Source organism: Acetobacter sp. AC2005 (genome assembly GCF_037901235.1).
Lineage (GTDB): Bacteria > Pseudomonadota > Alphaproteobacteria > Acetobacterales > Acetobacteraceae > Acetobacter > Acetobacter oryzoeni.
In genome coordinates this window covers 1,293,820-1,305,793 of sequence record NZ_CP149625.1, presented here as the reverse complement: position 1 = coordinate 1,305,793, position 11,974 = coordinate 1,293,820, and the positions used below count along the sequence as shown (strand labels likewise).

Annotated in this window: 10 protein-coding genes; 6 read left to right on the top strand and 4 right to left on the bottom strand. The window is 53.3% G+C overall.

All coding sequences use genetic code 11. The features are described 5' to 3' along the window. Window position 1: 1 nt before the first annotated feature. Both QQM41_RS06380 and secA read right to left on the bottom strand, forming a co-directional pair. Entirely contained in the window at window positions 2-751 is a 750-nt protein-coding gene (locus QQM41_RS06380; protein WP_050818863.1) for a YebC/PmpR family DNA-binding transcriptional regulator, read from the bottom strand. A gap of 39 nt (window positions 752-790) precedes the next feature. Beyond that, window positions 791-3,517, bottom strand: a complete 2,727-nt coding sequence (gene secA, locus QQM41_RS06375; protein WP_339078026.1) for a preprotein translocase subunit SecA — start codon at window positions 3,515-3,517, stop codon at window positions 791-793. A gap of 226 nt (window positions 3,518-3,743) precedes the next feature. Here secA and QQM41_RS06370 point away from each other — a divergent pair, with 226 nt between their 5' ends. The 5 genes from QQM41_RS06370 (at window position 3,744) to QQM41_RS06350 (ending at window position 10,099) form a co-directional block, all read left to right on the top strand. Continuing rightward, on the top strand, window positions 3,744-4,664 hold the full coding sequence (locus tag QQM41_RS06370; RefSeq protein WP_339078025.1) for a peptidylprolyl isomerase: 921 nt from the start codon (window positions 3,744-3,746) through the stop codon (window positions 4,662-4,664). A 75-nt stretch (window positions 4,665-4,739) separates the two neighbouring features. Continuing rightward, on the top strand, window positions 4,740-5,987 hold the full coding sequence (argJ, locus tag QQM41_RS06365; protein WP_339078024.1) for a bifunctional glutamate N-acetyltransferase/amino-acid acetyltransferase ArgJ: 1,248 nt from the start codon (window positions 4,740-4,742) through the stop codon (window positions 5,985-5,987). A 56-nt stretch (window positions 5,988-6,043) separates the two neighbouring features. Next, window positions 6,044-6,673, top strand: coding sequence for an RDD family protein (locus QQM41_RS06360; RefSeq protein ID WP_339078023.1), 630 nt, complete (start codon window positions 6,044-6,046; stop codon window positions 6,671-6,673). A gap of 47 nt (window positions 6,674-6,720) precedes the next feature. After that, complete coding sequence (locus QQM41_RS06355; protein ID WP_339078076.1) at window positions 6,721-9,354, top strand: mechanosensitive ion channel domain-containing protein; 2,634 nt, start codon at window positions 6,721-6,723, stop codon at window positions 9,352-9,354. Beyond that, window positions 9,347-10,099 carry a 2OG-Fe dioxygenase family protein gene (locus tag QQM41_RS06350; protein ID WP_050818873.1) on the top strand — a complete coding sequence of 251 codons (753 nt, stop codon included), beginning with the start codon at window positions 9,347-9,349 and terminating at the stop codon, window positions 10,097-10,099. The genes QQM41_RS06355 and QQM41_RS06350 overlap by 8 nt, the downstream gene beginning before the upstream one ends. A 31-nt stretch (window positions 10,100-10,130) precedes the next feature. Here QQM41_RS06350 and QQM41_RS06345 read toward each other — a convergent pair whose 3' ends face one another. Beyond that, on the bottom strand, window positions 10,131-10,295 hold the full coding sequence (locus tag QQM41_RS06345; RefSeq protein ID WP_003623332.1) for a hypothetical protein: 165 nt from the start codon (window positions 10,293-10,295) through the stop codon (window positions 10,131-10,133). A 165-nt stretch (window positions 10,296-10,460) separates the two neighbouring features. On the opposite strand from QQM41_RS06345, the gene QQM41_RS06340 reads away from it, so the two are divergent. Next, entirely contained in the window at window positions 10,461-10,874 is a 414-nt protein-coding gene (locus QQM41_RS06340; protein ID WP_128106155.1) for a hypothetical protein, read from the top strand. A 67-nt stretch (window positions 10,875-10,941) separates the two neighbouring features. Here the strand turns inward: QQM41_RS06340 and QQM41_RS06335 are convergent, their stop codons facing one another. Further along, complete coding sequence (locus tag QQM41_RS06335; RefSeq protein ID WP_050818878.1) at window positions 10,942-11,856, bottom strand: DnaJ C-terminal domain-containing protein; 915 nt, start codon at window positions 11,854-11,856, stop codon at window positions 10,942-10,944. Between the last annotated feature and the right edge of the window lie 118 nt (window positions 11,857-11,974).

Sequence of the window (11,974 nt, the reverse complement as noted above, 5' to 3'; positions counted from 1 at the left end):
TTTATGCCGAAAGTTTTTCGGCCAGATCATCCGGCAGGTCAAAATTGGCGTACACATTTTGCACGTCATCATGGTCTTCAAGCGTATCCAACAGCTTGAACAGGCTGCGTGCTTTATCTTCATCCAGCGTTACGGTGTTTTCGGGGCGCCAGTCTAACTTGGCACTTTCCGGCTCACCAAAGCGCGCTTCCAGCGCATCCTTCACTGCAAAGAAGGATTCCACTTCACACGTCACTTCATGTGAGGTTTCGGTGGAAACAACATTTTCTGCACCGGCTTCAATAGCCGCTTCCAACATCTCATCTTCAGAAGCAACAGAAGCCGGATATGTAATCACCCCCAAGCGGCGGAACATGAAAGAAACGGAATTGGTTTCCCCCATAGAGCCACCGTGCTTAGAAAAAGCTGCTCGTACATCAGATGCTGTGCGGTTGCGGTTATCGGTCAGCCCTTCAACAATAACGGCTACACCGGCAGGGCCGTAGCCTTCGTACCGCACTTCCACATAGTCATCACCACCTGCAGCACCAGATGCCTTTTTAATGGCACGTTCAATGGTGTCTTTGGGCATATTCACTTCACGCGCGGCAGAAATGGCTGCACGCAAACGTGGGTTGGCTGCCGGATCAGGCAAGCCCGAACGCGTTGCTACCGTAAGTTCACGAATAACCTTACCAAACTGCTTGGAGCGTTTTGCATCCTGCGCACCCTTACGGTGCATAATGTTCTTAAACTGGGAATGACCAGCCATCTTCCTTACCTTGTCGTCTGCAACAATGCCGGGCAGGCCTTAGACAAGCCGCCCATGACAATGCTTGTATTTCTGGCCCGAACCACATGGGCAGGGCGCGTTACGAGGTGTTTCACCCCAGCTTGAAGGATCATCCGGCATAATAGCGCTACCACCGATAGGCGTGGCCATTTCCGGCGATGCACCAGGTGAAAGGCCAGGCCCCGGTTCTGAGGCGTATCCCTGCACTTCTGGATCAGCATGGATTTCTGCCGTATCGGCAAACGGATCAGCCGCTGCTGGCGGAGGTGTCACTTCCACCCGTGCCATAAGCCCCACCACACGCTGGCGCATTTCTTCCAACATGAATGTAAACAGCTGGAAGGCTTCGTGCTTATATTCGTTCAGCGGATCTTTCTGGCCGTAAGCACGTAGGCCAATGCCCTGCCGCAACTGATCCAGCGCATGCAGATGTTCTTTCCACACGGCGTCATATGTTGTCAGCAGAATCTGCTTTTCAATAAAGCGCATCAGATCCGGGCCGATATTGGCTGCTCGGGCAGCTTGCGCCTGAGTGGCAGCCTGACTGATCCTGTCAGCCACAGCCTCGGCATCCATACCGTCTTCCTTGGCCCAAGCTGCTATTGGCAGATCCAGACCAAAGGCTTTTTGTACATCTTCCGTAAGGCCAGCTACATCCCATTGTTCTGCAAAGGATTTTTCTGGGATACGGCGCGCAACCATCGCGTCAATGACATCTTCCTGCGCTTCCATCACAATAGAAGAGACGTCTTCAGTCGCCATAAATTCACGGCGCTGAGCGTACACTTCCTTGCGCTGGTCGTTCATCACGTCATCGTATTTGAGCGTGTTCTTGCGCATATCGAAGTTGCGGGCTTCGACCTTTCTTTGTGCCCGTTCCAGCGCCTTGCTCAACCACGGATGAACAATGGCCTCGCCTTCCTTCATACCCATTTTCTGGAACATTCCGCTCATGCGGTCTGAACCGAAAATACGCATCAGATCATCCTGAAGCGAGATAAAGAACTTGGAGTTGCCGGGGTCACCCTGACGCCCTGCACGGCCACGCAACTGGTTATCAATACGGCGGCTTTCATGCCGTTCCGTGCCGATAACATACAGGCCACCTGCCTGCTGCACGATGTCATGATCCCGCGCAACACGATCACGGATTTCCTTCTCAGCAGCTTCACGCTCTGGAGACTCTTCCATATCCCCCAAGGTTTGGGAGATCAGCATTTCCACGTTACCACCGAGCTTAATATCTGTGCCTCGGCCAGCCATGTTGGTGGCAATGGTAATGGCACCCGGTGCCCCTGCCTGCGCCACAATCTTTGCTTCCATTTCATGGAAACGGGCGTTCAACACGTTATGTGGAATGGCTTCACGTTTCAGTAGGTCTGAAAGCGCTTCACTTTTTTCAATCGACGTGGTGCCAACCAGAATCGGCTGGCCGTGTTCGTGCACATCCCGGATGAGTTTGACAACAGCAGCAAACTTTTCCTGCTCTGTCAGATAGATCTCGTCGTCTTCATCCTTACGGGCAACCGGACGGTTGGTGGGGATGGCCACCACATCCAGATTGTAGATTTCTGCAAACTCATCCGCCTCTGTCATGGCGGTGCCGGTCATGCCGGAAAGCTTAGGATAAAGGCGGAAATAGTTCTGGAAGGTGATGGAAGCCAGCGTCTGGTTTTCCTGCTGGACTTCCACATGCTCCTTGGCTTCCAGCGCCTGATGCAAGCCATCGGAATACCGGCGGCCTTCCATCATGCGGCCGGTGAATTCGTCAATAATCACCACTTTGCCATCGCGCACGATGTAATCCACATCCCGCGAGAACAGCGTATGCGCCCGCAAGGACTGCTGAACATGATGCACAACAGCTACATGCTGCAGATCATAAAGCCCGCCTTCATCCAGCACACCTGCCTGACGCAGCAGATTTTCTACATGATCGGAGCCAGAATCGGTTAAAATGACGGTGCGGAACTTTTCGTCTTTTTCAAACGTGGTCGGATCCTGCACAAGCTGGGCAACCACAGCATCGACTGCACGATACAGGTCTGAGCTATCTTCTGCTGGTCCGGAAATAATCAGCGGAGTACGGGCTTCGTCAATCAGGATCGAATCCACTTCATCCACAATCGCGTGGTAGAAGGGACGCTGCACCATTTCGCCCAACTGGTACTTCATATTATCACGCAGATAATCGAAGCCGAACTCGTTGTTTGTGCCGTACGTAATATCGGACGCATAAGCCTGACGGCGCGCATCATCAGGCATGTTGGGCACAATCACGCCCGTTGTCAGGCCCAAAAAGCTGTAAAGCCGCCCCATCTCTGCTGCGTCACGCGCGGCAAGATAGTCGTTTACGGTAACAACATGCACGCCCTTGCCTGCCAACGCGCTGAGATACACAGCCAGCGTGGCCACCAGGGTTTTACCTTCCCCGGTGCGCATTTCTGCAATGCGGCCAGAATGAAGCACCATGCCGCCAATCAGCTGCACGTCAAAATGCCGCATCCCCAACACCCTGCGCGAGGCCTCACGGCACACGGCAAAGGCTTCAGGAAGCAGATCATCCAGACTTTCGCCTTTGGCGATCCGATCCCGGAATTCCTGCGTTTTGCCAGAAAGGGCGGTATCATCCAACGCCTGCACCTGTGGTTCAAGCGCGTTGATCTCCGGCACCCGGCGTTGAAATATCTTAAGCGTCCGGTCGTTGGCGGTGCCGAACAGGGCGCGGACAAAGCGTGAAAGCATGAACACCTTTCCGGAACAATGCGGCCCCTTACCCCTGCACTACCCCAAATGGTAATGCAGTAAGAGACACTGGCATGGCTGGCTTGCCGTGCAAAATAGGACCGGGGCGGGTTGCGGTCAACCAACCGTACCGGTGGAAGCAGGATTGAAACAGGGGTTGCCGGGTGGAAAGCCCTCCTTCATACAGGATAAATAGGTTTTAATGGCTTTAAAGGTTTTAATACACATGCGGCTTATTCCCCACGCGTTTGGACTGGCAGCAGCAGCTCTTTTTGCTACCACCACCCTTTGCACGCCCTCCTTTGCAGCAGACCCAGCTCCCGCAGCAGCGGCCGCTCCTGCAAAGCCAGCAGACCCCAACGCCGTGGTAGCCACCGTGAATGGTGAAAAAATCACGCTGTCTGATGTACAGACAGCCATGATCTCTCTGCCACCGCAGATGCGCCAACTGCCGCCGAACCTTATTTTCCCCATGCTGGTCAACCAGTTGGCTGATCAGAAAGCCATTCTGATTACAGCCCAGAAAGAAGGCTTGGATAAAAAACCTGAAACCCAGCAGATGATGGTAAATGCGTCCAACACCGCATTGCAGAATGCGTGGTTGTCTGAGCAGGTTATGCCACATCTGACGGATGATGCCGTTAAGCAGTATTATGATCAGAATTACGCAGGCAAGCCAGCCGAAAAAGAAGTGCATGCCCGCCATATTCTGGTGAAAACTGAAGCTGAAGCGAATGACGTTATCAAGAAGCTGAAAGCTGGCGCAGATTTTGGTAAACTGGCCGCTGAAGTTTCCACCGATAAGGGCAGCGCCCAGCAGAACGGTGGTGATCTGGGCTGGTTCAAGAAAACAGACATGATCCCGGCCTTCTCCGATGCCGCCTTCGCCATGAAAAAAGGTGAAATCAGCAGCACTCCGGTGAAAAGCCAGTATGGCTACCATGTCATTCAGGTGCTGGACACACGCACAGACCCGGTTCCCACACTGGACGCAGTGCGTGACAAAATCCGTCAGGCCCTTATCCAGAAATATGTGCGTGAAGCCGTGGATAAAGCCACCAACCAGGTCAAGATTGTGCGTTTTGACCCCAACACCGGCAAGCCGCTGGCAGATACGCCTGCTCCTGCCGCTGCACCTAAGAAATAAGACCATTAAACCGCAAACCTCGCCCTAAATAAAGGGCGAGGTTTTTGCACAGATACCCTTTAAGGATACCGCCAGATGGCGCAGACAATCCCCGTTTCCCCCCTGGCCCTGCCAATGCCGGAACTTGGTGTTGTGCGTGGGATTCGCCTTGGCGCTATTGCAGCAGGTATTCGCTATAAGGGTCGCACAGATCTGGTTCTGGCAGAAATGGCCCCCGGCACCACCGTTGCGGGCGTATTTACCAAATCCAAATGCCCCGGAGCACCTGTAGATTGGTGCCGTGCTATTCTGCCCAAAGGTGAAGCCCGCGCACTGGTTGTAAACGCAGGGAACGCCAACGTATTTACCGGTCAAGCTGGCCGCAAAACATGCGAGGCCACAGCAGCGGCCGCTGCCAAGCTGGCAGACTGCTCTGCCGAAAATGTTTATTTGGCTTCTACCGGTGTTATTGGGGAAATTCTGCCTGCTGAGCGCATCACCTCCGCGCTTCCGGCTCTGCATACCGCCCTTTCGGAAAACGGGTGGGAAGATGCCGCACGCGGGATCATGACCACGGATACCTTCCCCAAAGCTGCCGTCCGCAAAGCCACCATTAAAGGCACGGAAGTTATTATTCAGGGCATTGCCAAAGGCAGTGGCATGATTGCACCTGATATGGCCACCATGCTGGCCTTTGTAGCAACCGATGCCAAACTGCCCGCTCCGGTGCTTCAGGCCCTGTTGAGCGCTGGTATCCAGAAAACCTTCAATTGCATTACGGTGGACTCGGATACTTCCACCTCCGACATGGTGCTGCTGTTTGCGACCGGAGCAGCGCAGAACCCCGACATTGCTGCCACCATAGATGCGCTAACAGACCCGGATCTGGCTGATTTCCGCACTGCGTTGAACGCCGTTCTGCACGATCTCGCCCTGTTGGTCATTCGGGATGGTGAAGGCATTACCAAGCTGATGAGCATTAAGGTCAGCGGTGCTGTTTCCGACCAATCTGCATGGCGTGTGGCTATGGCTATTGGTAACTCCCCACTGGTGAAAACTGCCGTAGCGGGAGAAGACGCCAACTGGGGGCGCGTTGTTATGGCAGTTGGTAAATGTGGGGAACCCGCAGACCGTGACACGCTTTCTGTATCTATTGGCGGTGTATGCATTGCCCGTAACGGCACCGTTGTAGATGGGTATGATGAAACCCCCGTAGTGGCGCATATGAAAGGGCAGGAAATCGACATTGCTGTTGATCTTGGCCTTGGCACAGGCGCCGCTCAGGCCTGGAGTTGTGATCTGACCCACGGCTATATCGATATCAATGGGTCTTACCGCAGCTAAACGCCTCTTTCTGCCCCACTGCTTATTTACTTATCTTTCCTGCGGAGCAGGTTCTTATGTCCAATTCGGCACCGCCTCCCGGCTGGGGGGCACCTTCTGGCGATTTTTATGGAATGCAGCCCGGCACACCCGCTCCTGTATGGATTTACGCCGGTTTCTGGTGGCGGGTATGGGCCTTTCTGATTGATGGCATTATTCTTGGAGCCATAGAAACCGTTTTAGGTTTTTTTGTTGCCCCCAATGTCACTGTGGATTGGCAGGAACTCCCCATTGATGGCTCTGGGCAAAGCATGAATGTGGTAGATATTGCCTCCTTCGTGCAGCCAGAAAACATCTCGGTTCTTATCCCGCACATTCATACAGGGCCCTGGCCACTTGCCAGCTTGCTGCTCGCCCTTATTCCGGCAGTCTATTATGTGTTGTTTGAGGCATCTTCCCTCCGCGGCACACCCGGCAAGCGGGTATGTCGGCTGGAAGTGGTCACACTTTCAGGCGGGCAAATCAGTTTAGCACAAGCTATTCTGCGCTTTGTCATCAAGGCCTTTATCTCTTTTCCGCTGCTGTATATCGGCGTCATCATGGTTGCGTTTACGCGGCGCAAGCAGGGGCTGCATGATCTTATAGCCGGCACGTTGGTTATCCGGGCAGAAACGCAGCAAGTGGCACCCTTTCAACCACACCGGTAACTTACCCGCTCCTTCCTGAACAACTGCTATCAGCACGCATCATCTTGATGCCACCCAATTTGCCTCCTACCCTAGAGACAAATTGGGCGGCAGTTTTTTGCGTGCCCTTATTATCTTACCCGTTCAGCAAAGGATGCAGCGCCCCCATGGCGGCCAATAGCCCGGATCAGAGTCTATCCTTTTCACCCTCTCCGCCTCAGTCGCCTTCTTTGGCTGCATGGCTTTGTCGTCTTTTTTGCCTATTTGCGTTGGGGTTGAGTTTCCTTTTCCCTGTAACGCATGCGCGGGCAGATACGGCAGCAGCGGTTCCTCAAACCAACGGTCTAACACAACAGGATGCTCAGCAGTTGCTGAACGTTCTGAACGATCCGCAAAAGCGGGAGGAGTTTTCCAAAACTCTTTCCCTCATGGCCAAGGGCTTACCTGCTGCACAACCCGCCGCCACACCCAAAGCGGCTCCAGCGCCCGCAGCAGCTAAACCACAGACAGATAACGCTGTGATAGATAGCGATGTCCATTCAGAACTGGATACGCTGCAAAGCTCGATTCATGGCTACCTGAACAACTTCACCAGCCTTTTCAAAGATTTGAGTGTTGTTGGCCCATGGTTTAAAAATGAAATCCGCAATCCGGCTTCTCGGCAAACTCTGATTGATGCGTTTAGCCGCGCCCTGCTGATTATTGGTCTCGCCCTGGTGCTGGAGCGCGGCACCAGCATTGCCATGCGCAAACCGCTGAACTCTGTCACGCAGCACGCAGAAAACCGGGAAAAACGGCTAGAAGCCTCAGCCAAAACTGCTGCCGCAGCCGATAGCAGCGATGCCGCAGTCGCAAACGATGCAAATACCACGCAAACCCGTGAAAACGATCAGCGACGCGGCACCGAGGTGCTCCGTTACTTAGTGCGCGTGCCGTATAATGTGCTGCATTTTCTTATTAAGCTGCTGCCCGTTGGGGTATGCCTGCTTGTCGGCTATCTGGGCGCAGAATTCCTAACCACTACGGCACAAGCCCACACTGTTTCCCTCACCCTTATCAATGCTTACGCCATTGCGCGTGGGCTTTATCTGGTTGTGGAAACAACATTGGCGCCACGTTCCCCTGCTATCCGGCTTATTCCTGCATCGGATGAAACCGCACATTTGCTTACGCGGTGGTGGAACGTGCTGGTGGCAGCCCCTTCCATTGTGATCTGCCTTTCAACCTTGGGAAGTGAGTTTGACCTCAGCCCCCGCGGTGTGGATGCCATGCAGCGTGCTGTGGTGCTGATCCAGCATCTGATTATTGCTGCCTTTATCTGGCGCCTCCGCCATATTGTGGCACGGGCACTGCAACCCTCCCCCAACATGCGTAAAAATGCCCTGTGGGCTTTTGCTGGCACGCTGGCACATGTGTGGTGGGTGCCCGTGATGTTCCTGGACATGGCGCTGTGGTTTGTCTGGGCTGCACATCTTAAAGGTGGGTATCAGTGGATCCTGCGTGGAACACTGCTAACATTTCTTTGCTTGGTGCTTTCCCGCGTTATTGCCCTGTTGGCATACGGGTTGCAGGACAGGCTGTTTCGCATCAGCCCCACGTTGGAAGCCAGTTATCCAGGCATGCAAAAACGGGCGGATTTCTATTATCCGTTCGTGCGCCGGATTATCACCATTGCAATTATTTTCATCACCATTGTCTGCCTTGCTCAAAGCTGGAGCATTCCCAGCTTCCGCTTCTTCTTTGATTCCGCACTTGGTGGTCGTCTGATTGGCGCTGCTATCTGCCTGCTTATTGGCATGACAGTTGCCGCTGTGGCGTGGGAAGTGGTGAACGGCCTGCTGGAAAAACAGATTACCCGTTACACCTCCAGCGCACAGGCTGCACGCGCAGCCCGCCTGCGTACAGTGCTGCCTATTATCCGCACTGTCCTGCTGGCCGTTATCATCATTTTTGTGGCGGTTACCACGCTCTCCCAAATTGGTATTAACGTCACGCCCTTGCTAACCGGTGCCGGTATTTTGGGTGTTGGTCTTTCCTTTGGTTCTCAGAGCTTGGTTAAAGACGTTATCACCGGCTTCTTCATGCTGGCAGAAGACGCCATTCAGGTAGGGGACTGGGTGACCACCGGAGGGATTGCCGGTATTGTTGAGCATCTTTCCATCCGTACATTGCGCGTGCGCTCTGTGGATGGTGACCTGCACATCATTCCCTTCTCGTCCGTAACCTCCATTGCCAATACCGCCCGTGGGTTTAACCAGGTTATTGTGCACCAGACGGTGGATCTGACCGAAAGCAGCGAACGCGTTGCCAAGATCATGCAGGACACCGTTCAGGAAATGCGCAAGGAAGACGCTTACAAAAACATCATCCTGTCCGATTATGTTGATCTGGGTGTTGATAGTTCGGACGGAAACGGTGCTGTGCTGGTGGGTTCCATCAAAACCGCACCTATGATGAAGTGGAAAGTACAGCGCGAGTTTTACCGCCGTATTGCAAACCGCATGGCAGCTCAGGGTGTAAAATTCTACACGCCAACATCTTACTCCACCACACCGCCCGGCACGCCGGTCCATTTGGCAATGGACACAATGCCGCCGGAACTGCTTGAAAAAATTAATCAACGTGCAGCTCAGGCGCAGGAAGAAGCCAAACCTTCTGCCCCAGAAGCACCGCCTGCAGCAAAAGAACCACCACATGCCTGAAACCGGCCAGACCCTTTCCGGGGGTGCAATATCCCTTGATTGTATTGAAAAACCGCTGGCGCAGGAGGGCTTTGCCTTCCTGCAAGCGGCAAGCATGCGCCCCATTCTGCAAGGTTTTGGATTAGCTGATTGGGACCAGTTTGCCGCAAGCTGGAATGATCTGGGGTGTGACCGGTATATGGCGGATGGCGGGCGATATCGCCGCCGCCGCTATGCCACGTTCTCACTTTCTGATCAGGAAATCCTGCGCAAACCCCATCAGCCCCATTATCAGAGCCGAGATTACAATACGCTGAATGGCGGGATTGAACGCTGGTTTCAGCCTGTGCTGCCAGAAATTGGCAATAATCCGGCTTTACTATCCATTCTAAAGTTGATGCATCGGCTGGCAGTAGACATGACCCCTGCCAAGCAACGTCCTTCAGCATGGCATGCAGAAATTCATCAGTTCCGCATTGAAGCCAGCAAAGATACTGCCGGGCAACCTACGCCAGAAGGACTGCACCGAGATGGTGTAGATTGGGTTTGTGTTGTGATGATCCGCAGAGAAAATATTGCCCGCGGAGAAACATCCATTCACGATCTTAACCGCCAACGCGTGGGCGGCTTTACGCTAACCAACCCTCTGGATACCGCGTTTGTAAACGATAGCCGCGTGTATCATGGGGTAACGCCTGTACAGGCTGTAAACCCCGCCTTACCTGCTTATCGTGATGTATTGGTTGTGACACTTCGCCACGAGTAAAAGAAAAAGGCCGGTTTATCCGGCCTTTTTGTTAGTATCCTGCGTAATAAATAGCGTGCAGACCTAATGCCAGACAGGCAAATACAAAAAACATGGCTCCCGCCATCTGGCAGCACTCTTTAAAAGAAATGGTATCATAAGCAGAAGCTGCAGAAGCCGGAGAAACTACACTGTTTTGCCGTTCTGCTTCGCTCATACCTGTACCCTTTTCGTTTTCTGCAATGCTGGTTTGTTTGTAGCACTTATCTGGCTACGATTACCCCTTTCGTCAAGGTCTATGGGGTGGCCCATGTCTTAAAATGGGTGGACGCCACCCCTGCCGGAGGTTCACATAAGAAGAAATTCATTTGGAGTTTCAGACTTGAAACAGATTGCCTCGGCACTGCTCGCCACCAGCCTCCTTGTCTCTCCCGTGTTTGCTCAACCCTCCAACACCCCTGCAACCACAGAAAAAGCCGGGCCAGCCCAGCCTTATTCCATTGCAAGTTTTATGGGCAAATGGGCTGTCACAATGGTTATGGAGCCCATTACCATTATGGGTAACCGGGCAGTTGGACCCGCTGCGCGTTTATTGGTTGTTGTGCCTGACAACATTAGCAAAGTTGTAAAACAAAACCACTTTGCTCTGGCACGTAAATCCAATGAAGTATGGGAAGGGCAGCAAGACGACGTAACTGCTACGCTCACACGTCTTTCAGAAAATACGGCTCAATTGGTTCTGGTTAAGAAAGACGGGCATAAAATGGAAATCCCTCTGTACCGTGATGACGGTTAACAGCTGAATTTCCACCAATTCCTCCGCCCAAAATATTATGGGCGGAGGAAGACTTAACATATCTTAATTACTTATCTTCTACAGGCTTCCAATTTTTCAGGAACTCCTGCAAAGCCGCATCTGGCTTGCCAATTTTTACTTGTAGCGTCACATACAAGTTGCCTGCTGGGCGAGAGCCATGTGCCTGCACACCTTTGCCTCGCAGCCGCAGCACGCTCCCTGTATCCGAACCTGCCGGCACATTCATCTTTACCGTTCCGGTTGGGGTTGGCACCATAATAGCCCCACCAAGCACAGCGGTTTTAAGATCTACATCCAAATTTTCCCGCAGATCATTCCCTTCCCGCGTGTATGTGGGATCAGGCATCACGGTAACAGTAATCAGCGCATCCCCATCAGGGCCACCCTGCACACCGGGTGCCCCTTTGCCACGCAGGCGCAGCACCTTACCGTCTTCTATCCCCGGCGGGATTGTCACATTAAGCGTGCTGCCTTCTGGCAAGGTAATACGAGATTTGCCGCCGTTCACCGCATCCAGAAAGCTGACCTTGAGCGTATAGGAACGATCTGCCCCTTTGCGTGGGCCAGACCGACGCGCCCGTGCGCCACCACCAAACATGCCCCCAAAAAGATCACTCAGATCTTCTTCGGTAAAGCCACTTGCGCCACCGGGACCACCACTATAGCGGAAGCCACCAGCACCACCGCCAAAATCATTAAATCCACCGCCACCACCAAAACCGGGATGACGTTCCTGCCCGGCGGCATCAATTTCACCCCGGTCAAAACGCGCACGCTTTTCTGGATCTGACAGCAGATCGTTCGCCTGATTAACGGCCTTGAATTCTTCTTCCGCTTTTTTATCATCCGGATTCAGGTCCGGGTGATATTTTTTGGCTAACTTGCGATAGGCCTTGCGAATATCATCTTGGCTGGCACTTTTGGAAATACCCAGCACATCATACGGATCACGCACGCTCATGCAGCACCTCCCTGCTTAGCGGGGCTGGAATCGGAAAAATTATCCGTATCCAACAGGCTCATAAGCAGAGCAATCACAACATCGCGGGAATACCCGGCCTGTTCTGCCTCTTTCACAA